17 protein-coding genes are annotated in these 22,247 nt (G+C 72.5%); 10 read left to right on the top strand and 7 right to left on the bottom strand.

Annotated features, from left to right (window positions below):
* Nucleotides 1-64: 64 nt before the first annotated feature.
* A complete protein-coding gene (locus tag ACGFMP_RS26415; protein WP_393675479.1) occupies nucleotides 65-1,153 on the top strand; it encodes a PP2C family protein-serine/threonine phosphatase in 1,089 nt (362 codons plus the stop codon).
* 14 nt (nucleotides 1,154-1,167) lie between these two features.
* On the opposite strand, the gene ACGFMP_RS26410 is transcribed toward ACGFMP_RS26415, so the two are convergent.
* From ACGFMP_RS26410 to ACGFMP_RS26390, 5 genes are all read right to left on the bottom strand, one after another.
* Nucleotides 1,168-2,568: a glutamate decarboxylase gene (locus ACGFMP_RS26410; protein WP_393675478.1), complete on the bottom strand. Its 1,401-nt coding sequence runs from the start codon at nucleotides 2,566-2,568 to the stop codon at nucleotides 1,168-1,170.
* A gap of 66 nt (nucleotides 2,569-2,634) precedes the next feature.
* Nucleotides 2,635-4,893 carry a polysaccharide pyruvyl transferase family protein gene (locus tag ACGFMP_RS26405; RefSeq protein ID WP_393675477.1) on the bottom strand — a complete coding sequence of 753 codons (2,259 nt, stop codon included), beginning with the start codon at nucleotides 4,891-4,893 and terminating at the stop codon, nucleotides 2,635-2,637.
* Complete coding sequence (locus ACGFMP_RS26400) at nucleotides 4,890-6,170, bottom strand: hypothetical protein (protein ID WP_393675476.1); 1,281 nt, start codon at nucleotides 6,168-6,170, stop codon at nucleotides 4,890-4,892. The genes ACGFMP_RS26405 and ACGFMP_RS26400 overlap by 4 nt, the downstream gene beginning before the upstream one ends.
* Nucleotides 6,171-6,509: 339 nt before the next feature.
* Entirely contained in the window at nucleotides 6,510-6,875 is a 366-nt protein-coding gene (locus ACGFMP_RS26395) for a YbjQ family protein (RefSeq protein WP_393675475.1), read from the bottom strand.
* Nucleotides 6,876-6,917: 42 nt separating this feature from the next.
* Nucleotides 6,918-8,312, bottom strand: coding sequence for an ABC transporter ATP-binding protein (locus ACGFMP_RS26390; protein ID WP_393675474.1), 1,395 nt, complete (start codon nucleotides 8,310-8,312; stop codon nucleotides 6,918-6,920).
* A 161-nt stretch (nucleotides 8,313-8,473) separates the two neighbouring features.
* On the opposite strand from ACGFMP_RS26390, the gene ACGFMP_RS26385 reads away from it, so the two are divergent.
* Both ACGFMP_RS26385 and ACGFMP_RS26380 read left to right on the top strand, forming a co-directional pair.
* Complete coding sequence (locus tag ACGFMP_RS26385) at nucleotides 8,474-9,205, top strand: DedA family protein (RefSeq protein ID WP_393675597.1); 732 nt, start codon at nucleotides 8,474-8,476, stop codon at nucleotides 9,203-9,205.
* 9 nt (nucleotides 9,206-9,214) lie between these two features.
* On the top strand, nucleotides 9,215-10,753 hold the full coding sequence (locus tag ACGFMP_RS26380) for a threonine/serine exporter ThrE family protein (protein WP_393675473.1): 1,539 nt from the start codon (nucleotides 9,215-9,217) through the stop codon (nucleotides 10,751-10,753).
* 66 nt (nucleotides 10,754-10,819) lie between these two features.
* Here ACGFMP_RS26380 and dacB read toward each other — a convergent pair whose 3' ends face one another.
* Nucleotides 10,820-12,172, bottom strand: a complete 1,353-nt coding sequence (gene dacB / locus ACGFMP_RS26375) for a D-alanyl-D-alanine carboxypeptidase/D-alanyl-D-alanine-endopeptidase (RefSeq protein WP_393675472.1) — start codon at nucleotides 12,170-12,172, stop codon at nucleotides 10,820-10,822.
* A 114-nt stretch (nucleotides 12,173-12,286) separates the two neighbouring features.
* Here dacB and ACGFMP_RS26370 point away from each other — a divergent pair, with 114 nt between their 5' ends.
* The 6 genes from ACGFMP_RS26370 to folE all read left to right on the top strand — a co-directional run bounded on the left by ACGFMP_RS26370 (nucleotide 12,287) and on the right by folE (nucleotide 18,947).
* Entirely contained in the window at nucleotides 12,287-12,781 is a 495-nt protein-coding gene (locus ACGFMP_RS26370) for an inorganic diphosphatase (protein WP_033173553.1), read from the top strand.
* Between the two features lie 114 nt (nucleotides 12,782-12,895).
* Nucleotides 12,896-14,107, top strand: a complete 1,212-nt coding sequence (locus ACGFMP_RS26365; RefSeq protein WP_393675471.1) for a zinc-dependent metalloprotease — start codon at nucleotides 12,896-12,898, stop codon at nucleotides 14,105-14,107.
* A 252-nt stretch (nucleotides 14,108-14,359) separates the two neighbouring features.
* Nucleotides 14,360-15,355, top strand: a complete 996-nt coding sequence (gene tilS, locus ACGFMP_RS26360) for a tRNA lysidine(34) synthetase TilS (protein WP_393675470.1) — start codon at nucleotides 14,360-14,362, stop codon at nucleotides 15,353-15,355.
* 43 nt (nucleotides 15,356-15,398) lie between these two features.
* Nucleotides 15,399-15,953: a hypoxanthine phosphoribosyltransferase gene (gene hpt / locus ACGFMP_RS26355; protein ID WP_393675469.1), complete on the top strand. Its 555-nt coding sequence runs from the start codon at nucleotides 15,399-15,401 to the stop codon at nucleotides 15,951-15,953.
* Nucleotides 15,954-16,164: 211 nt separating this feature from the next.
* A complete protein-coding gene (gene ftsH / locus ACGFMP_RS26350; RefSeq protein ID WP_393675468.1) occupies nucleotides 16,165-18,216 on the top strand; it encodes an ATP-dependent zinc metalloprotease FtsH in 2,052 nt (683 codons plus the stop codon).
* 122 nt (nucleotides 18,217-18,338) lie between these two features.
* The gene (folE, locus tag ACGFMP_RS26345) at nucleotides 18,339-18,947 is read left to right on the top strand and encodes a GTP cyclohydrolase I FolE (protein ID WP_393675467.1); all 609 of its coding nucleotides are present in this window, start codon (nucleotides 18,339-18,341) and stop codon (nucleotides 18,945-18,947) included.
* Nucleotides 18,948-19,039: 92 nt separating this feature from the next.
* On the opposite strand, the gene ACGFMP_RS26340 is transcribed toward folE, so the two are convergent.
* Nucleotides 19,040-20,152 carry an alpha/beta hydrolase gene (locus ACGFMP_RS26340; protein WP_393675466.1) on the bottom strand — a complete coding sequence of 371 codons (1,113 nt, stop codon included), beginning with the start codon at nucleotides 20,150-20,152 and terminating at the stop codon, nucleotides 19,040-19,042.
* 211 nt (nucleotides 20,153-20,363) lie between these two features.
* Between ACGFMP_RS26340 and ACGFMP_RS26335 the strand changes: the two genes are divergently transcribed.
* Nucleotides 20,364-22,232 carry a phosphatidylglycerol lysyltransferase domain-containing protein gene (locus ACGFMP_RS26335; protein ID WP_393675465.1) on the top strand — a complete coding sequence of 623 codons (1,869 nt, stop codon included), beginning with the start codon at nucleotides 20,364-20,366 and terminating at the stop codon, nucleotides 22,230-22,232.
* Nucleotides 22,233-22,247 lie beyond the last annotated feature (15 nt).

Below are 22,247 nucleotides of genomic sequence, written 5' to 3'. Positions count from 1 at the left end.
CTCCACGGTGCCGCAGACCGGCCGGGGCCGCATGGCGACCTACTCCGGTGCATACCGTCATAAAATGGTCACCGTGACGTCCGGCTGGCCCACTGCCCTCGTGGGGTGGATCCCGGGTGGGATGATCGCGGGCGCAGTGGCCTTCGATCTGGCTACCCCCGCCCCGTACTCCGGCGACCCGCTGCTCGCCGGGGCGTGCGTGCTGTCCGGGGCCACCCAGACCGCCCGCGCCACGGTGATCACCATCGTCGCCGCCCTGCTGGCCATGTTCGCCTTGTCCATGGAGGACGACCAGGTCATCCAGGCCCGCGGCCTCGCCGACCTCGGCAGCGTCGCCCTGGCGGGTGTCATCGCGCTGGCCGTGAACCGGGTCCGGCAGCGCCACGGGCAGCGGCTCGCCACCGTGCAAGGCGTCGCGGAGGCCGCCCAGCGCGCCCTGCTGCCCGACCCGCCATCCCGCATCGGGCCGCTCGGCATCGCCGCCCGCTACGACGCCGCCGCGTCCGAGGCCAACATCGGCGGCGACATCTACGCCGCCCAGGCGACTCCTTACGGCATCCGGCTGGTGATCGGCGACGTCCGCGGCAAGGGCCTGGGGGCGATCGGCGCCGTCGGGGTGCTGCTCGGGGCCTTCCGCGAGGCCGCGGACGCCGAGCCCGACCTGCCGCGGCTCGCCGAGCGGCTGGACCGGGCGCTGGAGCGCCACGCGGGCGAGCGGGAGGAGGAGGTCGGGCTCGAAGGCTTCACCACCGGGCTGCTCGCCGAGTTCAGCCCGGACGGCGGCACCCTGCGGCTGGTCAACCGCGGCCACCCGCCGCCGTACCTCCTGACCGCGGACGGCTCCGTACGCCCCCTGGAGCCGTCGGCGCCCGACCTGCCGTTCGGCATGCACGGGCTCGGCGGGGTCCGCGCGGCTCCCGACGAGCTGGCGGTGCCGCACGGGGCAACGCTGCTGCTGGTCACCGACGGGGTGACCGAGTCCCGCGACGTGGCGGGCGACTTCTACGACCCGCAGGAGCGGCTGCCCGCGCTGTGCCCGCAGGCGGACCCGCAGCGGCTCGTCGACGCGTTGCGCCGCGACCTGGACGACTGGACCGCGGGCCGGGCCCCCGGCATCGACGACCGTGCGGTGCTCGCGGTCCGCCGGGACTGAGGGCTTTCCCGAGGTCAGTGGTGGAAGGCGGTCGCCACCGAGTGCGGGCGGTTCAGCGGATGTGCCTGGCTGTGCAGCTCGGGGAGCAGCCGGCCCAGGTCGTCCATCAGCAGGTCCGCCAGGTCCTCGGAGAAGCCGTTGCGGCACACCACGCGCAGCACCGCCAGATCCTCGCGGTCGGCGGGGAAGGTGTAGGCGGGGACCAGCCAGCCGCGCTCGCGCAACCGCCTTGACACGTCGAAGACGTCGAAGGACGTGACGTCGGGGGCGGTGGTCACGGCGAAGACCGGCAGCTGGTCCCCGTGGGTGATCAGCCGGAATTCCTCCAGCTCCGCGAACCGGTCCGCCACCACTCCCGCCACGTCCCTGCTGGTCTGCTGGACGGCCCGGTAGCCGCTGCGGCCGAGCCGCAGGAAGGTGTAGTACTGCGCGACGACCTGCGCGCCCGGTCGGGAGAAGTTCAGCGCGAAGGTCGGCATGTCGCCGCCGAGGTAGTTCACCCGGAAGACCAGTTCCTCGGGCAGCGCGTCGGTGTTCCGCCACAGCGCCCAGCCCACGCCCGGGTAGACCAGCCCGTACTTGTGGCCTGAGGTGTTGATCGAGGCGACCCTCGGCAGCCGGAAGTCCCACTCCAGGTCCTCGTCGAGGAAGGGCGCGATCATGCCGCCCGAGGCCCCGTCGACGTGTACGGGGATGTGCGTCCCGGTGCGCTCCTCGTACGCGTCCAGGGCCGCGCAGATCTCCGCGACCGGCTCGTAGGACCCGTCGAAGGTCGAGCCGAGGATCGCGACCACCCCGATGGTGTTCTCGTCGCACAGCGCGAGCGCGGAGTCCGCGTCGAGGTGCAGCCGGTCGCCGCTCATCGGCGCGAGGCGCGCCTCGACCTCCCAGAAGGTGCAGAACTTCTCCCAGCACACCTGCACGTTCGCGCCCATCACCAGGTTGGGCCTGGCCGTCGCCGGGTAGCCCTTGGTGCGCTTCATCCAGCGGCGCTTGAGTGCCATCCCGGCGAGCATGCACGCCTCGGAGGAGCCGGTGGTCGAACAGCCGACGACCGCGTCCGGGTCGGGGGCGTTCCACAGGTCGGCCAAAATCGCCACGCACCGCCGCTCGAGCTCCGCGGTCCGGGGGTACTCGTCCTTGTCGATCATGTTCTTGTCGCGGCACTCGGCCATCAGGACGTCGGCCTGCGGCTCCATCCAGGTCGTCACGAAGGTCGCCAGGTTCAGCCGCGAGTTGCCGTCGAGCATCAGCTCGTCGTGCACGAGCTGGTAGGCGGCGTGCGGCGTCATCGGGCCGTCCGGCAGCTGGTGCTTGGGCAGCTTGGTGACCATGCCGCCGACCGGGTCGGCCTCGCCGAAGAAGGGGTTCACCGTGATCGCCCGCGGACTGCCGGACCCTTTGTGCAGTGACATGCCGTCACGATACGTCCGCTTTCGCACCCCTGCCCGGTATCGCACCGGCACGGGCGAGGGGACGGCTCAGTCGACGGCGCCGCCCACGATCGCCCGCAGATCGGCCGCGTTGGCCTGGGTCACCTTCCACAGCTCCTGCTGCCTGCCGTGCACATCGGTCACCGCGGCCTGGTGGTCGTCGAGCACCGCGAGCGCCTTCTCGGTGAGCAGCGCCCCGAGCCGCCGGTCGTGCACGGACACGCCCCACTCGGGCCGCTCGATGTCGGCGAGGAAGTACGCCATCTTCGGGTGCGAGATCAGGCTGATGACCGGGGTCCCGCAGCCGAAAGGGATCATGCCCGCGTGGCCGCGCATCCCGATCACCAGTTTGGTGCGGGCGTAGGCGTCGAGGATCCGCGGGTTGTCGAAGTCGTACATCGGGACCACCGGCAGCGAGATGCCGTGCTCGCGCCGCAGGTCGAAGACGAACCGCTCGTCGTCCTGCGCGTGCGCGACACACCTGACCTCGGCCCGGTCGCCGATCGCCCGCACCGCGGCGGCCATCTCGGCGAGGAAATGGCCGTAGTCGTGCCCGAAGCGCAATCCCGCGCGGTCGTAGGCGGCGTTGATCAGCACGGTGTCCTCGCGGGCCACCGGGTCCGCCCAGCCGCCGACCAGCTGCCGCATCACGGTGGTGGGGCACGGCTGGAAGCGCACCCGGTCGTGCAGATGCGCCGGGAGCAGGGCGCGGACCCTCTCGATCGACCCGTGGTTGCGCAGCCCGAAGAAGGCCGACTTCTCCACCAGGGTCCGCAGGGCGCCGGCGAAGCGCCGCTGCCGGTAGGACTGGCCGTCGAAGGCGTTGAAGCCGACCGCGTAGACGATCACCGGCACCTCGACGCGGCGCAGCACCTCGTCGCCGACATTCCACTGCCAGGCGCTGTTGCCGTTCGGCGCGGTGTCGGGGATGAACAGTCCGCCGCCGCCGACCACCAGGGCGCGGCGGGTGTTCGCGGCGGCGAGCGCCGCCTCGTCGAAGAGGCGGTGCGCGTGCACGGAGTGCCAGCGGCGCGCTCCGGTCTCGGAGCCGAAGGCCAGCCGCACCGACTCCGGCAGCAGCTTGTCGCCCGCGTTGCCCTGGTGGGGCATGTAGAAGGCGACATGGGTGAGCTGCTGGTGCGCCGCCCCCTCCCTGCCGGGCTTCGCGCCCCCCTGGGCGGGAGCGGTCTGCACCCGGAGCTGCCGGCTCGGCCCGTGGCCGGGGTCCGCGTCGAGACCCGCCAGGGCGTAACGCTGCGCCTTCTCGTCGTCGCCGAGCACCCATTCGAGCTGGGCGAGCCGTGCGAAGGCCGTCGCCGCGTGTTCGGGCGCGGCCGTCGCGGCCAGCAGGTGGGTGCGGGCCTCGCCGTAGCGGGACACGCTCATCAGCGCGTGCCCGTGGACCTCGTGCGCCCGGGCGGCGTCCAGCGGCAGCCGGACGGCGGCCAGCAGGTCGACCGCCTCCTGGTAGCGCCCCGCGGCGATGTGCGCCGCCGCGACCCGGCGGGCGGTCTCCACGTCGCCGGTGCGCTCGACCTGCGGGGTGCCGAAGTGCACCAGCAGGTCCGGGTGGGTGAAGCCGCGGGCCCGCAGGTAGGCGGCCTGCATGTCGGCGTCCGACTCGCCCGGGGCGTCCGGCGCCGGCGCGAGTGCCGCGCCGTCCAGCTCGGCCAAGCCGGCGCCGAGGCCCGAGCGCAGGGCGGCCAGCGCCGCCGCGTCGGGGTGCGGTGCGCCGCCCTCCGGCGCACCGCCCTCCGGGGTGTCGCCGCCGGGTACGTCGCCGTCCACCGCGGCGGCCAGCCGGTCGTGGAAGGCGTCGGTCAGCAGGTCGCGCTGCACGACGAGCGCGCCCGGCGCAGCGGTCGCGGCCGCCCCGGTGCGCAGCGTCAGCAGCTCGCCGAGCGGGCCCGCCACCACGGTGTCGGCGCAGAAGGCGACGACGGTGTCGTAGTCCCGGATGCCCAGGACGGCCGCCAGCGGCGCGCGGCCGGGCTCGGCGGGCCGCAGGTGCACGCGCGGGTGCAGTGCGCGGATGCGGTCGACCGAGGCGGCGGTCAGGGCGTCGCCGTGCAGCACGACGAAGTCCTCGCACACCCCGGGGTTGGTCAGGGCGAGGCTGCGCAGCAGCGCCAGCAGGCCGGGCAGCCGCCGCTCGTCGGCATACGCGGCGAAGGCGAGCCGGCGCTTGCCGGTCAGCGCGGCGGCGGAGTGCACGTCGGACGGGTGCGCGTCGGAGGCGTGCACATCGGACGGGTGCGCGTCGGAGGCGTGCGGGCCGGCCTTGCGGGGGGAGGGGGCGGTGCTCATCGGAGTGCGATCACCGGGCCCGTGACGTGCTGGGCGCGTTCCATGACCCACGCTTTCTCGCTGGAGTAGTCGGACGGCCCGGCGATGCGCGCCGCCTCGGCGAGGCGGTGGTGGCCGGTCGCGAAGAAGTCGAAGCCGATCAGGTCGAGGCGCGGGCTGACGTCGAGGAAGTCCAGCAGCCACACCATCTCGAAGCCGCAGGTCAGCGGCGCCGGCCAGCGCTCCGGGGTGAGGCCGCCCACGGTGCGCAGCGGGCGGCGCAGCGAGTCGTCGCCGGTGAAGCGCTGGGCGCCGGGCACCAGGCGGGTGCGCAGCGCCTGCCGCCAGTCCTCCGGCCGGTCGGAGAAGACCAGCCGGGTGGTGACCCGCCGGTCCCAGTTGAGGGCGCCGCGGTGCCCGGTGACGTGGATGTCGGTGCGCTCGCCGGTCGCGGCCGGGTCGATACGGAAGGAGGTGAAGCGGACCACCAGGTCGTACGCGTCGATGTCGGCGCCCAGGGCGCCGCCGCCTACGGTCTGCGAGTTGGCGACCAGGCAGACCGAGCGGCCCGCGACGAGGTTGCGGAATTCGCCGATCCGCAGCCGTCCCGTGCCGCCCTGGAGCGGGTCGGCGAGCGGCGGGAGCAGCTGGTGCCTGCGGCGTTCCGCGTGCAGTCCGACGACGCGCGCAAGACCGGCCGCCTCCTCGGGGCCCGCGGCGGCCAGCCGGTCGTCCAGGTGGCGTCCGAGGGCCGCCTCGAAGGCGGGCAGCGGGCCCGCCGCGAGGGCGCCCACGCCGGGCGCGGTGCCGTCCAGCGCCCCCACCACGTCCTGCCGCCAGCTGTGGGCCTCCCGCAGCACGGCGATCCTCGCCGTCACCTCCGCCGCCCCGGCGGAGGCGGCGTCGGTGCGCTCCAGGTAGCCCTCGAAGGCCTCGACGGCCCCCGCCAGGTCGCCCGCGACTTCCAGTGCCCGCCCGCGCAGGTGCCAGGCGGCCCGGGAGCCCTTGCGCCGGGTCAGCACCGCGTCGGCCGCGGCGAGCGCGAGCGGCGGCAGGTCCCGCGCGAGTGCCGCGCCGCCGAGCGCGAGCAGCGCGTCGGTCATGCCGGGGTCGGCGGCGGGCAGCTGCCGTACGGCCGCGGCGGCCTCGGCCAGTTCCGCGTCCACGGGGCCGGCCGCGGCGGCGTCGTCGTAGAGCCGCAGGCAGTCGGCCGCGGTCGTCGCGCCTCCCGGGTTACGGGCGGCCGACCTGCCGGAAGAGCCGAATCCGAACAGGCGGCGACCCAGGGTCTTCGTCATGGTGCTCCAAGCGTCCACAGCCGCGGATGCCCGTGGTTGAGCCTGAAACACTAGGAGAGCCCGACGGAAAGGCCGATGGTCCTGAAGTGAACAACTGGCGACCGGAAGTGGAACGTATCCACCTGACTGACCGTCGAACAGAGGTGCCGGGCCCGGTGGGGCACCCCGGTCCGCGGTGCCGGCCACCGTGCGGGTGGATCGAGCGCCATGGCCTGATGCCGCCGCGGCGTCTGACGGTGGGCGCCGCGGGAGCGGGCTGAGCGGCTGGGCGCCGGCGAACCGGTAGGCAGGCCCTTCGGGAGCCCGGCCGGGCCGCGAGGAAGCCCCCCGGGGGGGCCGCTACTCCCGGGCCAGGACCACCGCGGAGCCGTACGCGCAGACCTCGGTGCCGACGTCGGCGGCCTCGCTGACGTCGAAGCGCATCGCCAGGACCGCGTTGGCCCCGCGGACCCGCGCCTGGTCGACCAGCCGCTCCATGGCCTGGTTGCGGGTCTCGACCAGCGTCTTGGTGAGGCCCTTGAGCTCGCCGCCCACCATCGACTTCAGGCCCGCGCCGATCTGGCTGCCCACGTGCCGGGAGCGCACGGTCAGTCCGAAGACCTCGCCGATCACGCGTTCCACCCGGAAGCCGGGGGCGTCGTTGGTGGTGACCACGAGGATGTCGGAGCCCTGTGCCTGCCCACCGCCGAATTCTTCGATTCCCATGGGATGAAGCATCGCCCGGCGGTGGGCGGCACGCAGCCGCGGCTACTCCAGGCGCGGCTGCCGCGCGGGGGCGGGGCAGATGCGCTGGCCCTCGTGGTCGAAGACGTAGAGGTGCGCGAGGTCCACCAGGAGGGGCACGCGGTCGCCGCGGCGGACCCGGATGTCGGGCCCGGTGCGTACGACGAGGTCACCGGTCTGCGTCTCGGGCGTCGTGGGCCGGTCCATGACCGACACCGGCGCCTGCTGCGGCCTGGCCGGCTGGCCGTTCGCCGCGGAGGCCCCCGTGGAGCCGTCGCGCTCCATGACGCTGGCCTGGAGGCGCCGGGCGGCCTTCTGCGCGAGCTTGCCGAGCCCGACGCCGCTGCTCGACCCCCGGCGGGAGCCGTTCTTCGCGGTCGCGGCGGGGCGCGGCGCCTCCAGCTCGGGCACCACGGCCGGACGCGACCCGGTGTTGAGGTGCACCAGCGACTCGTGGCCCTGGTATTCGATGTGCTCGACGATCCCGCTGAGCACGACCTCGCCGCTGTGCGCCTGGCTGGGCTGGGCGATGCGCACCGCCTCGGAGCGCAGCCCGACGATGATCCGCCGGCCCTGCTGGATCCGCAGCATCTGGTGGTCGTAGTTCAGCGGCTCTGGCAGTCCGAGCCGCTGCCGGCCGAAGTCGATCCACATGCCGCCGGTGAGCGGGGCGATGACGGTGGCCTGGAGCAGGTTGATCCGCGGGGTGCCGACGAAGGCGGCGACGAAGACGTTCTCCGGCAGGTGGTAGGCCTCACGCGGGGTGCTGATCTGCTGGAGCACGCCGCTGCGCATGATCGCGACCCGGTCGCCCAGCGACATGGCCTCGGCCTGGTCGTGGGTGACGTAGACGGTCGTGACGCCCATGCCGTGGGTGAGGCGGGCGATCTCGGCCCGCAGGTGGGCGCGCAGCTTCGCGTCGAGGTTCGACAGCGGCTCGTCCATCAGGAAGACCGAGGGGTGCCGGGAGATGGCCCGCCCCATGGCGACACGCTGGCGCTCGCCACCGGAGAGCTGCCCCGGGTAGCGGTCGAGGATCTCCTCGATGCCGAGGATGCGGGCGGTCTCGTCGACCCGCGGCCCGTGCTCCTCGCCCGGCATCTCGAACCGCAGGGGGAAACCGATGTTCTCCCTGCTGGTCATGCTCGGGTAGAGGGCGAAGTTCTGGAAGACCATCGCCATCCGGCGGTCGCCGGGCGCGAGGTCGTTGGAGTACTCACCGTCGAGCAGCAGCTCCCCCGTGGTGATGTCCTCGAGTCCCGCGATCATCCGCAGGACGGTCGACTTTCCGCAGCCGGAAGGGCCGAGCAGCACCAGGAACTCGCCTGGCGCGATGTCCAGCGAGAACCGGTCCACGGCAGGCGACGGCTGCTTCGGGTAGTACTTGGAAACTTCGTGCAGGGTGATGGCGCGAGTCATAACGGGAGCCGCCAGGTGGTTCGGACGCAGTGACGGGGCACGTGGGGGGATGACTTTCCGGACATGCGGTGGTGCACGGATGACGCTGCGGAGAACGTAGTCCACTACTCGCAGGTTGCGGAACGTTTGTATCAACACTGCATTGATACTTTTGGATCGTGATGAACCTCGCGCTCGGTCCGAGCTGGCTCTCTCCCGACCACCTGATCAACACATACGGCCTGTGGGGCGTGCTGCTGATCGTGTTCGCGGAGTCGGGGCTGCTGATCGGATTCTTCCTGCCCGGCGACTCGCTGCTGTTCACGACGGGTCTGCTGGTCGCCGGCGGCACCCTTGACCGGCCGCTGTGGCTGGTGGCCCCGCTGATCGCGCTCGCCTCGGTGGCGGGGCAGCAGGTCGGATACCTGTTCGGCCGCAAGGTCGGACCCTCGCTCTTCAGCAGGCCGGACTCGCGCTTGTTCAAGATGGAGAACATCGAGAAGGCCCACGGGTTTTTCGAGCAGCACGGCTCGAAAGCCATCGTGATGGCCTGCTTCGTGCCGATCATCAGAACGTTCACCCCGATCGTCGCAGGCGTCAGCCGAATGAACTACCGCACCTTTGCCACCTTCAATGTCATCGGCGGCACCCTGTGGGGCGCCGGTGTCACCCTGCTGGGCTACTGGCTCGGCCAGATCACCTTCGTCAAGGACAACATCGAGGCGATCCTCGTCCTGGTGGTGCTGGTGTCCGTGGTGCCGCTGGGCATCGAGTACCTGCGCTCGCGCGGCAAGGCGAAGGCCAGGACCGCGGCGGGCGGCGGCCAGGGGGCCGCGCCGACGGCCGACGACGTGGACGACCCCGAGATCATCGCCGCGCCGCGCGGCGGCCGGCACCGCGCGCAGAAGAACTGAGGACGGCCGGTGACGGACGGCCCAGGACCGGGGGAGGAGCGCGAACCGGACCTCGAACCGTGGGCGTACGGCCCCAGCGTGCCGCACGGCTCATACGCGCAGGGCTCGGCCTTCACCCCGCCCGAGGGCTTCCCCGTCGTCGCGCTGCCGCCGGACGACGCCCGCTGGCAGGACCGGATGCGGTCCTTCGTACGGCTGTCGGTCACCGAGCGGCCGGGGCCCGACGTCGCCTTCGACCGGCAGGAGCCGGGACACACCCTGTCGGTGCCGCGGGTGCTCGACCTCACCCTGCGCATCGGCGAGCTGCTGCTGGCAGGCGGCGAGGGCGCGGAGGACGTCGAGGCGGCCATGCTCGGCGTGGCCTACGCCTACGGGCTCGCCCGGGTGGAGCCCAACGTCACCTTCACCCTGCTGGGCATCTCCCACCAGCCCTCGCTGACCGACACGCCGCTCACCATGAGCCGCACGGTCCGCAGGCGCGGCACCGACTACACCCGGCTGGCCGCGGTCTACCACCTGGTCGACGACGTCTCCGCGGGCGAGGTCACGCTGGAGGACGCCTACCGGCGGCTCGCCGACATCCGGCGCAACCGGCACCCGTACAGCAGCTGGCTGCTCACCGGGGCCGCCGGGCTGCTCGCGGGCGCGGCCAGCCTGCTGGTCGGCGGCAATCTGATCATCTTCCTGGCCGCCGGGCTCGGCGCGATGCTCGGCGACCGGCTGGCGTGGGTGCTGGCCGGGCGCGGGATCCCGGAGTTCTACCAGTTCGCGGTGGCCGCGATGCCCGCCGCCGCGATGGGGGTGGTGGTGGACCGCGCCCACTGGATCCCGGGCGCCGCCGGCGTCCAGTCCTCGGCCGTGATCACCGGCGGGCTCTTCGCGCTGCTGCCCGGCCGCGCGCTGGTCGCCGCCGTACAGGACGGCCTGACCGGCTTCTACATCACCGCGTCGGCCCGGCTGCTCGAAGTGGTCTACCTCGTGGTCGGCATCGTCATCGGCGTCACGCTGATCCTCTACGCGGGCGTCAAGTTCGGCGCCGACCTCAACCCCGACCAGGCGATCCGCGCCTACGACCACCCGTGGGTGCAGCTGGTCGCCGCGATGGTGCTGACCCTGGCCTTCGCGGTGCTGCTCCAGTGCGAGCGGGCGGTGCTCCTCCTCGCCACGCTCAACGGCGGTGTCGCCTGGACGGTCTACGGCGTCCTCCACCAGCAGGCCGGCGGCAACCAGGTCGCCGCCACCGCCGCCGCGTCGGGCCTCGTCGGGCTCTTCGGGCAGCTCATGGCCCGCTACCGCTACGTGTCCGTCCTCCCCTACGTGACCGCGGCCATCGGGCCGCTGCTGCCCGGCTCCGCCACCTACTTCGGGCTGCTGGCCTTCACCCAGAACCACACGGACCAGGGCTTCACCCAGCTCACCCGGGCGGCGGCCATCGCGCTGGCGCTGGCCATCGGCGTCAACCTGGGCAACGAGATCGCCCGCCTCGCGCTGCCCACCCCGGGCCCGACCCGCCCCCGCCGCGCGGCCAAGCGCACCCGCGGCTTCTGACGGCTCCGCGCGTCCTGCCGGGGCCCAGGAACCCGCCGCCTTCCCCCGGGGCCCGGAGCCCCGCCGTCAGCTGCCCGAGACGGCCGAGCCGAGGGCGTCGAGGGCGGACTGGGCCGCGGTGGCCGAAGGGGCGCCCTGCGTCATGAAGGAGAAGGCCAGCACCCGGCCCTTCGGGGTGACCGTCACCCCGGCGATCGTGTTCGTGCCGGTGAGCGTCCCCGTCTTCGCCCGGACCAGGCCCGCCCCCGCGTCGCCGTGGAAGCGGGCCGCCAGCGTCCCGCTGAAAGCCGCGATGGGCAGCCCGGTGATGACCGGCCGCAGCTCGGGGTGGGAGGGCGACGCGGCCAACGCCAGGATCCGGGTGAGGACCGCGGGCGACAGCGCGTCGACATGGTCGAGCCCGCTGCCGTCGGCGAAGACGGCGTTGCCCAGCGGCACCCCGTACTTCCGCAGGGCCGCCGGAATCGCCTTCGCGTCCCCGGCGAAGCTCGCCGGGCGGCCCGAGGCCAGCGCCACCTGCCGGGCCAGCGCCTCCGCGAGGTCGTTGTCCGAGTCGGTGAGCATCCGCTCGACCAGCTCGCTCAGCGGCGCCGACCGGTGCACGGCCAGCCGCGTGCCGCCCGCGCCGCTCGCCGGCGCCGGATCGCCGGTGACGGTGATGCCGTGGGAGGCCAGCAGGTCCGCGAAGGACTCGGCCGCGTCCTGGGCGGGATCGGCGGACCGGGAAGCGGGCCCGCTCGTGCTGCCGTCGAGGCGGCCCTCGCGCACCATCAGCGCGCTGACCGGCGCGAGGTTCTCGTTGGGGCCGATGGGGTGCAGCAGGGGGCCTGAGTACAGCGAGGTGTCGTAGCCGAGCCGTACGGACGTGGTGCCGCGTGCGTGCAGCGCGGCCGCGGTGTCCGCGGCGAGGTCGCCGAGTTCGAGGGTCGGGTCGCCGCCGCCGACCAGCACGACGCGCTTCGCGCCGACCGCGACGACGGCGGTCGTCAGGGTCCGTGAGCCGCCGAGGGTGCCCAGCGCGGCGACGGCGGTGGCGAGCTTGGTCGTGGACGCGGGGGTGGAGGCGGTGGCCGACTTGTGGTCGTAGAGCAGCTTCCCGCTCGCGACGTCGAGGACCGCCCCCGTGCGTATCGTCCCGAGGTCCTGCGAGGCCATCAGCGGCGCGAGCCTGGCCGCCAGCCCCGCGCTGTCGGGCCGGCCGCCGTCCGCGGCCGCGAGCACCGGCGCGGCCGATGCCGCGGGAGGCGCGGCGCGCGGCCGCGGCACTGCGGCGGCGGAGCGCGGTGCGGGAGCGGCGGTACGCCCGTCCCTGGCGGCGGCGAGCGACCGTTCGGCCCTACGCTGGCCGCCGTCCCACGGCCCCGCGGCGACCACCGCACCCGCGGCGACCAGCGCGCCTATCGCCGCGGATATCGCCACTACCTGCACTGTCCTGCCGTGCGGCACCCCCGACCAGCCCCTTTCGCGACCACCCACTTGCGTGGGAGACACTTAATCACCCGCAGTATGCGCTGATCATGGAGGAGTAGGGCCTTGGAGTTCGACGTCACGATCGAGATCCCGAAGGGTTCGCGGAACAAGTACGAGGTGGACCACGAGACCGGTCGTATCCGCCTGGACCGCAGGCTCTTCACCTCGACCAGCTATCCCGCCGACTACGGCTTCATCGAGAACAGCCTCGGCCAGGACGGCGACCCGCTGGACGCGCTGGTCATCCTGGACGAGCCGACCTTCCCTGGCTGCCTGATCACCTGCCGCGCGATCGGCATGTTCCGCATGACCGACGAGGCCGGCGGCGACGACAAGGTGCTGTGCGTGCCCGCGTCCGACCCGCGGGTGGAGCACCTTCGCGACATCCACCACGTGAGCGAGTTCGACCGGCTGGAGATCCAGCACTTCTTCGAGGTCTACAAGGACCTGGAGCCCGGCAAGTCCGTCGAGGGCGCCGACTGGGTGGGCCGCGCCGAGGCCGAGGCGGAGATCGAGGACTCCTTCCGCCGGCTCAAGGAGCACGGGCCGGGCCACTGAACGCGTTAGCGCGTCAGGAACCGCCGAGGGGCGGGCCGGGGGAATGTCCCCCGGCCCGCCCTTCCGCTTCTGCGGCATGCCCCAAAGCGCGGACCGGCAACGTACCGTGAAGACATGACGAGCATCGGTGGAAGCGAGATGGTCGACTGGAACCTCGCCGTGGCGACAGCCCAGAGGCTGACGCGGCCGGGGCCTGAGGTGAGCCGGGACGAGGCCCGGGCGATCGTGGCCGAGCTGCGCGCGCACGCGCAGGAGTCGGAGGCGCACGTCCGGGGATTCACCCGGATGTACGGCGACGGGGACGTACCGCCGCACGGCACCCCCGTGCTGATCGTGGACCGGGCCGGCTGGGTCAAGGCCAATGTGGCCGGCTTCCGCGAGGTCCTCAAGCCGCTGCTGGTCAAGATGCAGGCGCGGCGGCCCGGCGGTCCCGGCGGGGCGGTGCTCGGCACGGTCGGCGGCAAGGTCACCGGGGTCGAGGTCGGGATGCTGCTGAGCTTCCTGTCCTCGCGGGTGCTCGGGCAGTACGAGACCTTCGCGCCGCCCAGCCGCGAGATGCCGGCCGGACCGGTCAAGCCGGGGCCCGGCGAGTCGCGGGCCGGCCGGCTGCTGCTGGTGGCGCCCAACATCGTGCAGGTCGAGCGGGAGCTCGACGTGGACCCGCACGACTTCCGGCTGTGGGTGTGCCTGCACGAGGAGACCCACCGCACGCAGTTCTCCGCCGTGCCGTGGCTGCGGGACCACATCGAGGGCGAGATCCAGTCGTTCCTCGGCGAGACCGAGCTCGACGCCTCCACGGTGATCGAGCGGGTCAGGCAGGCCGTGCAGTCCTTCACCGGCGCCAACGGCAAGGAGGGCGCCAAGGACGCCGCGGGGGACGCAGGCGGGGCGGCGGGGGAGGCCGAGGGCACCGACGCGCCGGACGACGGCCGCAGCCTTGTCGACCTGGTCCAGACGCCCACCCAGCGGGAGATCCTGGCCCGGCTCACCGGCGTGATGTCGCTGCTCGAAGGACACGCCGACTACGTGATGGACGGCGTCGGGCCCGACGTGGTGCCGAGCGTCGCGGAGATCCGCGAGAAGTTCAGCCGCCGCCGCGCCAACGGCGCCGGGCGCCTCGACCAGGCGCTGCGCAGGCTGCTCGGCCTGGACGCCAAGCTGCGGCAGTACCGCGAGGGCGAGCGGTTCGTGCGGGCCGTGGTGGACGAGGTCGGCATGGACGGCTTCAACAAGGTGTGGACGTCGCCGAACACGCTGCCCACCAAGGCGGAGATCGGCAAACCCGCCGACTGGGTCGCGCGTGTGCACCGGCGTACCGACGGCTGACGAGCGAGCGCCCGTAGTGGCCGGCCGAGGGACGAGGTCGTCCGCGGAGGGCGGGAGGAGGAAGTCGGAGCGAAGGGAACTGTCGGCTGACGCTCTTTCACGCCCCCGGTTCACCCTTCCGAGGGACCGTAAACGCAGGGTAGGGCGTGCGATGCTCGGGTAATGCCCGGACTTCTGTCACCATCTCAATACCCTGCGTCATCTCCCCTCGTTTCAGCTCCCGCTCACAGCCTCCTCAGGAGGGAACCGGACATGGGACCCCACCCCACGGTCGCGGCGATACGCCTGGCGGTCCGCCGCGTCCTGCACGACGTCCTCAACTCGTCCGCCGACCCGCACCCGGTGGTCCTCGCCGCGTGCAGCGGCGGCGCCGACTCCATGGCGCTCGCCGCCGCGCTCGCCTTCGAGGCGCCGCGGCTCGGCGTACGCGCCGGCGCGGTCACCGTCGACCACGGCCTCCAGGCCGGCTCCGCCGTGCGCGCCGAGGAAGTGGCCGGGCGGCTGCGCGCGCTCGGCCTCGACCCGGTGGACGCGGTCGGCGTGACCGTCGGCCGCCAGGGCGGCCCGGAAGCCGCCGCCCGCGACGCCCGGTACGCGGCGCTCGACGCCGCGGCCGACCGGCGCGGCGCGGCGGCGGTCCTGCTCGGCCACACCCGCGATGACCAGGCAGAAACGGTGCTGCTCGGGCTCGCCCGCGGCTCCGGGATCCGCTCGCTCTCCGGCATGGCCGCGGTCTCGGGGGCGGGTGGCCGCTACCGGCGGCCCTTCCTGCTGCTCGACCGCGACACGGTCCGGCAGGGCTGCCTCGCCCAGGGCATCACGGTCTGGGAGGACCCGCACAACCACGACCCCGCCTACACCCGGTCCCGGGTCAGACACGAGGCGCTCCCGGTGCTGGAGAAATCCCTCGGCAAGGGTGTCGTCGAGGCGCTGGCCCGTACCGCCCAGCTGTCGAGGGACGACGCCGACGCGCTCGACCAGTGGGCGGCGGACGCCCAGGCCGACGCGGCGGGCGACGACGGCAGCCTCGACGTACGCCGGCTGGCCGCGCTGCCCGCGGCGGTGCGCCGCAGGGTCATGCGCAGGACGGCCATCGCCGCGGGCTCGCCGCCAGGGTTCCTTTTCGCCCGGCACATCGAGGAGGTGGACCGCCTGGTCACCGGCTGGCACGGGCAGAAGGCGCTCAACCTGCCGGGCGGCGTCGCCGTGCTGAGGGCCAATGGCAGACTGGTGTTCTCGCCGTCGTAGACGCGCCGACGTGGACCCGAGCAGCTGAGGGACGTACCAGGCAGTGAACGAGACCGACATGGGCACCGACCTGGAGAAAGTGCTCATCTCCAAGGCAGAGATCGACGCGAAGCTCGTGGAGCTCGCCGCGGAGATCGACCGGGACTACGCGGGCAGGGACCTGCTCATCGTGGGCGTGCTCAAGGGCGCCGTCATGGTGATGGCGGACCTGGCCCGCGCCCTGTCGAGCGAGGTCACGATGGACTGGATGGCGGTGTCCTCCTACGGAGCCGGAACCAAGTCGTCCGGGGTGGTGCGCATCCTCAAGGACCTGGACACCGACATCGCCGGCCGGGACGTGCTGATCGTCGAGGACATCATCGACTCCGGGCTGACACTGTCCTGGCTGATCAGCAATCTCGGCTCGCGCGGCCCGGCCTCCCTGGAGGTCTGCACCCTGCTGCGCAAGCCCGAGGCGGCCAAGGTCGAGCTCGACGTGAAGTACACCGGGTTCGACATTCCCAACGAATTCGTCGTCGGATACGGCCTGGACTATGCCGAGAAGTACCGGAATCTGCCCTTCGTCGGCACCCTGGCCCCGCACGTCTACGGCGGCTGAACGGCCCCCCGGCCCTGCCGGGGAACCGATGCCGGGGTCGCGGCGTTGGAGCAGGGGAAAGCGGGTTGGTTAACAGTCGGCGGCGCCCTCGGGTGACAATGCTGGGGTACCGTCCGAAGGTCGGGTCATTACAACACCGGATGCACGCGCCCTCCACGGGCGTAGGTGCCTCACTGTGGCAGGAGGGACGGGGCGGTTTCGCCCCGCATGGATGGACGTGAAGCGCTATTTCCGTGGGCCAGTGATGTGGATCGTGCTGGCTGTCCTCGCCGTGGTCGTGTTGATGCAGGTCGTCGGCTCCGGCGGCGGCTACAAGACGGTGGACACCGGCGCGGTCTTGCAAGCGATCGATACCAACAAGGCCAAATCAGCCGAGCTGACGACCGGAGACGACAACTCCATCAAGGTCCAGCTCAGGGACGGCACCAAGATCGAGGGCAGCTCCAAGGTCCGGGCCAGCTACATCGGCGACCAGGGCGCCGCGATCGCGGCCGACCTGCAGCGGATCGTGGACGGCAAGGTCCCGGGAGTCCAGCTCCCGGACAAGTACACGGTCTCGCAGTCGAAGCAGAACGCCTTCCTCGGCATCCTGCTGTCGCTGCTGCCCTTCGTCCTGATCGTGGTGGTCTTCCTCTTCCTGATGAATCAGATGCAAGGCGGCGGCTCTCGCGTCATGCAGTTCGGGAAGTCCAAGGCCAAGCTGATCACCAAGGACACCCCCAAGACGACGTTCTCCGACGTCGCGGGCTGCGACGAGGCGGTGGAAGAGCTCCAGGAGATCAAGGAGTTCCTCCAGGAGCCCGCCAAGTTCCAGGCCGTCGGCGCCAAGATCCCCAAGGGCGTGCTGCTCTACGGCCGTCCTGGCACCGGCAAGACCCTGCTGGCACGGGCCGTCGCCGGTGAGGCGGGCGTCCCGTTCTACTCGATCTCGGGTTCCGACTTCGTCGAGATGTTCGTCGGTGTCGGCGCCAGCCGGGTGCGCGACCTGTTCGAGCAGGCCAAGGCCAACGCGCCGGCGATCGTCTTCGTCGACGAGATCGACGCCGTCGGCCGGCACCGCGGTGCGGGCCTCGGCGGTGGCCACGACGAGCGCGAGCAGACCCTGAACCAGCTGCTGGTCGAGATGGACGGCTTCGACGTGAAGGGCGGCGTGATCCTGATCGCCGCCACGAACCGGCCCGACATCCTCGACCCGGCACTGCTGCGCCCGGGCCGTTTCGACCGGCAGATCGCGGTCGACCCGCCGGACCTCCAGGGCCGCCTGGAGATCCTCACGGTCCACCAGAAGGGCAAGCCGATCGCGCCGGACGTCGACCTCATGGCCGTCGCCCGCCGCACCCCCGGCTTCACCGGTGCGGACCTGAGCAACGTGCTGAACGAGGCGGCGCTGCTCACCGCACGCAGTGACAAGAAGCTCATCGACAACGGCACCCTCGACGAGGCCATCGACCGCGTCGTGGCCGGGCCGCAGAAGCGCACCCGCATCATGTCGGACAAGGAGAAGAAGATCACCGCGTACCACGAGGGCGGACACGCCCTGGTCGCGGCGGCTTCGCCGAACTCCGACCCGGTGCACAAGGTGACGATCCTGTCCCGCGGCCGCGCCCTGGGCTACACGATGGTGCTTCCCGACGAGGACAAGTACTCGACCACGCGCAACGAGATGCTCGACCAGCTCGCCTACATGATGGGCGGCCGGGCGGCGGAGGAACTGGTCTTCCACGACCCGACCACCGGCGCGTCCAACGACATCGAGAAGGCCACCACCACGGCACGCGCGATGGTCACCCAGTACGGCATGACCGAGCGCCTCGGCGCGATCAAGTTCGGCTCAAGCGACTCCGAGCCCTTCCTCGGCCGTGAGATGGGCCACCAGCGCGACTACTCGGAAGAGGTCGCCGGGCTGGTGGACGAGGAGGTCAAGAAGCTGATCGAGACGGCGCACAACGAGGCCTGGGAGATCCTGGTCGAGAACCGCGACGTCCTCGACAACCTCGTGCTGGCCCTGCTGGAGCGGGAGACGCTGAACAAGGAGGAGATCGCCGAGATCTTCGCCCCGATCGTGAAGCGCCCGGCCCGTCCGGCCTGGACCGGCTCCGCCCGTCGTACGCCGTCCACCCGGCCCCCGGTGCTCTCGCCGAAGGAGCTGGCGCTGACCAACGGCGTCCAGCCCGCCAACGGCAACGGCCCGGCGGCCATCTCCACGGCCAAGCCGGCGGTGGAGCCCGTCGACCTGCCGGAGGACGGCAGGTCCGACAGCTGACAGGCTGCAGGTCCGGGTTCGTCCCGGAATGAAGGCCGCGACCCCGGGGTTTTACCCTGGGGTCGCGGCCTTTTCGTCGTCGCGGCACCGGCCGACCCCACCAGCAGCAGGAACGAGGCACCATGACGGACCCCGTGACACTCGACGGCGAGAGCCAGATCAACCGATTCGACGAGAAGCGGGCCGCTGCCGCCGTACGCGAACTGCTGCTGGCCGTCGGCGAGGACCCCGACCGCGAGGGCCTGCGGGAGACCCCGGAACGGGTCGCGCGCGCCTACCGGGAGATCTTCTCCGGCCTGTGGCAGGAGCCGGAGGATGTGCTGACCACCACGTTCGACCTCGGGCATGACGAGATGGTGCTGGTCAAGGACATCGAGGTGATGTCCTCCTGCGAGCACCACCTGGTGCCCTTCGTCGGCGTCGCACACGTCGGCTACATCCCCGCCTCCAGCGGCAAGATCACCGGCCTGTCGAAGCTGGCCCGGCTGGTCGACGTCTACGCCCGCCGCCCGCAGGTGCAGGAACGCCTCACCACGCAGATCGCCGACGCGCTGATGCGGATACTCGAACCGCGGGGCGTGATCGTGGTCGTGGAGTGCGAGCACATGTGCATGACCATGCGGGGCGTACGGAAGCCCGGCGCCAAGACGATCACCTCCGCGGTGCGCGGCCAGCTGCGCGACCCGGCCACCCGCTCCGAGGCGATGAGCCTGATCATCGGCCGCGGCTGAGACGGCCGCTGAGACGGCCGCTGAGGAAGCGGCGGCTGAGGCAGCGGGCGGGAACCGCTGCGTAGGCGCCGACACCCCCTCCCCCCGGGCCCTCACGCCGAGAGGTGGGCGCTCAGCCACGCCAGGGCGGCAGGGATCTCCCGCGACCAGGTGGTGAAGTTGTGGCCGCCGCTCGGGAGGATGATCGACGACACCCGGGTCGGCCCGCCGGCCAGCGCGATGAAGCGCAGGGTCGCCCGGTAGTCGTGCTCGCCGTGCCGGCTGCTGGTTACCAGCAGGTTCACCGCCGGGTGCGGGAGGTGGCCCAGCCGCCACATCAGGTCGTTCCCGCGGCGCCGGTCCGCGTCGCCGCCGTAGAGGTCCCCGGTCGTCGCGTCCTTCGGGGCGCCGTAGTCCGCGGACAGTCCCACCGCCGACCCGTAGCAGCCGGGGTCGCGCAGCGCGAGCTTGAGCGCGCAGTAGCCGCCCGTGGAGTCGCCGATGACTCCCCAGCCCGCCGCGTCCGTGCCGACCCGGTAGCGGGTCGCCAGCGACCTCCGCAGGTCGGTGGCGAAGAACGTCTCGGTCCGCGGGCCGCCCGGCACGTCCGTGCACTCCGTGTCGCGCGGCGGCGCGACGGTGGGCCGCATCATGACCAGCACCATCGGGCGGGCCGTCCCCCGCCGTACCTCGGCGGCCGCGACCGCCGGATACCTCAGCTTCCCGTACAGCGCCTCCGCGGTGCCCGGGTAGCCGGTGAGGACCAGGGCCGCGGGGAAGCGCCGCCGCGGCTGCCTGAAGTACTCGGGCGGCAGGTAGACGTACGCGGTCGTCGTGATGCCGGACACGCCGCCGGTGATCGCGACCCGCTGGATCCGGCCGCCGATCCGCGGCACCGTGCCGCCCGGGCCGCCGGTGTGGACGGTGCCCAGTACCTGAACCGCACCGTCGGCCGGCGGCCCGCCCGCGCGGTCGAGCACCACGCCGGGGGCGGTGTCCCGGCCCAGGAGGTCGGCCCACGAGGCGTAGAAGCCGAAGGAGTCGTTCGCCACCAGGGCCAGCGCCGCGATCAGCGACAGCTGGGTCGCCAGCAGCACGCCGACCCTGCCGAGCACCGGCAGCGGGCCGCGCCGCGCCAGCCGCGGCCACAGCCACACGGTGGCGGCGAACAGCGCTGTGGCGAGCAGCGCGGCGGCCAGCAGCACCTTCTCACTCGTGAGACCCATGTCGGCAGGTGTACTTTCTGCGTCGGCATCCAGTCGCGCCGACCGGGAAGGAACCCGGACGGCAGAGTTCGCGTCCTAGAGGACGCAAATTCTTCGTTCTGGAGCAGATTGCGGGATATACCCGTGATTTTCGGTGATGCTGTGGTTTGGGGACCCATGTCCGTACTGGTAGAGGGCGAAAGCCCGGTCCGGGTTCCGCCGGCGGTGGACGATGTCCGCTGAGCGGCAGCCCGCCCCACGCCGCCACCGCTGGCCGGTGCGGTCCTCGGCCGTGCCCAAGATCATCGGGTCCGCCACGGCGGTGATCGGCCTGCTCGACGTCGTGTCGGCGGTCTTCCCCGCCTTCCGCAACGGCCGCATGCACCACATGGCCGCGGTCTTCCCCGGCACCGTCAGCTCGCTCGCCGCCGCCACCTCCGTGGTCACCGGCATCCTGCTGCTGATGCTGGCGCACGCACTCAAACGCGGGAAGCAGCGGGCCTGGTGGGCCGCCGTCGCCCTGCTGCCGGTCGGCGCCGCCACCCAGCTCATCTACCGGCACTCCCTCTTCGGCGTCGGCGTGTCCCTCGCGCTGATGGGCGTACTGCTGCGGAACCGGCGGGAATTCACCGCGCTGTCCGACCCCCGCACCCGCTGGCGCGCGCTGCTCAACTTCGTCGGCCTGAGCACGGTCGCCTTCTCCCTCGGCCTGGTCATCACCAGCGCCCACCCCGCCTCGGAGCGCGGCAACCCCGGCCTGCTCGACCGCTGCGAGCACGTACTGCTCGGCCTCTTCGGCGTCGAGGGACCCGTCGCCTACACCAGCGACCGGGTCAACGACCTGGTCGGCTACTCACTGGGCGGCCTCGGCCTGCTCATCGCGATCTCCACCGTCTACCTCGCGCTGCGCCCGGCCCGCCCGGTCGCCGAGCTGAGCGAGGCCGACGAGGACCGGCTGCGCGCCCTGCTGGCCCGGCACGGCGCCCGCGACTCGCTCGGCCACTTCGCGCTGCGCCGCGACAAGTCCGTGGTCTTCTCCACCAGCGGCAAGGCCGCGGTCTGCTACCGGGTGGTCTCGGGCGTGGCCCTGGCAGGCGGCGACCCGATCGGCGACGTCGAGGCCTGGCCGGGCGCCATCGAGCGGTTCGTGGAACTGGCCCGCGCTCACGCCTGGCTGCCCGCCGTCGTCGGATGCAGCGAGACCGGCGGCGAGGTGTGGACGAGGGAGACCGGCCTCGACGCGCTGGAACTCGGCGACGAGGCCATCGTCAACGCGGCGGACTTCACCCTCGAAGGCCGCGCCATGCGCAATGTGCGGCAGATGGTCAAGCGCATCGAGCGCTCCGGCTACGTCTGCCGGGTGCGCCGGGTGCGGGAGCTGACCGAGGGCGAGAAGCAGAAGGTCAGGCTCGCCGCCGACGCCTGGCGCGGCACCGACACCGAGCGCGGCTTCTCCATGGCGCTCGGCCGCTTCGGCGAGGACCTGGACGGCGACTGCGTCGTCGTCACGGCCCACAAGGACCGCGAGTCCGGCGCCCCGCACCCCGAGCTGGGCGACCTGCGGGCCGTCCTGCACTTCGTGCCCTGGGGCACGGACGGCATGTCGCTCGAACTGATGCGGCGCGACCGCAGCGCCGACCCCGGCCTGAACGAGCTGCTGATCGTCGCCGCGCTCCAGCAGGCGCCGGCGCTCGGCGTGGTCCGGGTGTCGCTGAACTTCGCGATGTTCCGCTCCGCCCTGGCCCGCGGCGAGCGGATCGGCGCGGGGCCCGTGCTGCGCGGCTGGCGCGGCCTGCTGGTCTTCCTCTCCCGCTGGTTCCAGATCGAGTCGCTGTACAAGTTCAACGCCAAATTCCAGCCCGACTGGGTGCCGCGCTTCCTGGTCTTCCCCAACTCCCGCGACCTGCCGAGGATCGGCTTCGCGATCATGCAGGCCGAGGGCTTCGTCACCCTGTCGCTGCCGCTGCCCGCCCTCGTCCAGCGCTTCCTGCCGGGGCGCGCCGCCCGGCCCCCGCACCGGCACCGCACGGGGTACGCGGCCGAGCCCGGCGCCGGCACCCGCTTGTCGGGGGACTCGGGCAAGCGGAGTGCGGTCGCCTGACCCCTACCGCCTACG

The organism is Streptomyces sp. NPDC049040, from assembly GCF_043197715.1.
GTDB lineage: Bacteria > Actinomycetota > Actinomycetes > Streptomycetales > Streptomycetaceae > Actinacidiphila.
This window is presented reverse-complemented; position numbering and strand designations above follow the sequence as displayed.

Coding starts and splice junctions, on each gene's coding strand:
- ACGFMP_RS26410 (WP_393675478.1), bottom strand. CDS start 2,568: ATGTCACTGCACAAAGGGTCCGGCAGTCCGCGGGCGATCACGGTGAAC.
- ACGFMP_RS26365 (WP_393675471.1), top strand. CDS start 12,896: ATGACGAGCATCGGTGGAAGCGAGATGGTCGACTGGAACCTCGCCGTG.
- tilS (WP_393675470.1), top strand. CDS start 14,360: ATGGGACCCCACCCCACGGTCGCGGCGATACGCCTGGCGGTCCGCCGC.
- ftsH (WP_393675468.1), top strand. CDS start 16,165: ATGGACGTGAAGCGCTATTTCCGTGGGCCAGTGATGTGGATCGTGCTG.
- ACGFMP_RS26335 (WP_393675465.1), top strand. CDS start 20,364: ATGTCCGCTGAGCGGCAGCCCGCCCCACGCCGCCACCGCTGGCCGGTG.
- folE (WP_393675467.1), top strand. CDS start 18,339: ATGACGGACCCCGTGACACTCGACGGCGAGAGCCAGATCAACCGATTC.
- ACGFMP_RS26400 (WP_393675476.1), bottom strand. CDS start 6,170: ATGACGAAGACCCTGGGTCGCCGCCTGTTCGGATTCGGCTCTTCCGGC.
- ACGFMP_RS26405 (WP_393675477.1), bottom strand. CDS start 4,893: ATGAGCACCGCCCCCTCCCCCCGCAAGGCCGGCCCGCACGCCTCCGAC.
- ACGFMP_RS26415 (WP_393675479.1), top strand. CDS start 65: ATGGTCACCGTGACGTCCGGCTGGCCCACTGCCCTCGTGGGGTGGATC.
- ACGFMP_RS26385 (WP_393675597.1), top strand. CDS start 8,474: ATGAACCTCGCGCTCGGTCCGAGCTGGCTCTCTCCCGACCACCTGATC.
- ACGFMP_RS26395 (WP_393675475.1), bottom strand. CDS start 6,875: ATGGGAATCGAAGAATTCGGCGGTGGGCAGGCACAGGGCTCCGACATC.
- ACGFMP_RS26340 (WP_393675466.1), bottom strand. CDS start 20,152: ATGGGTCTCACGAGTGAGAAGGTGCTGCTGGCCGCCGCGCTGCTCGCC.
- ACGFMP_RS26390 (WP_393675474.1), bottom strand. CDS start 8,312: ATGACTCGCGCCATCACCCTGCACGAAGTTTCCAAGTACTACCCGAAG.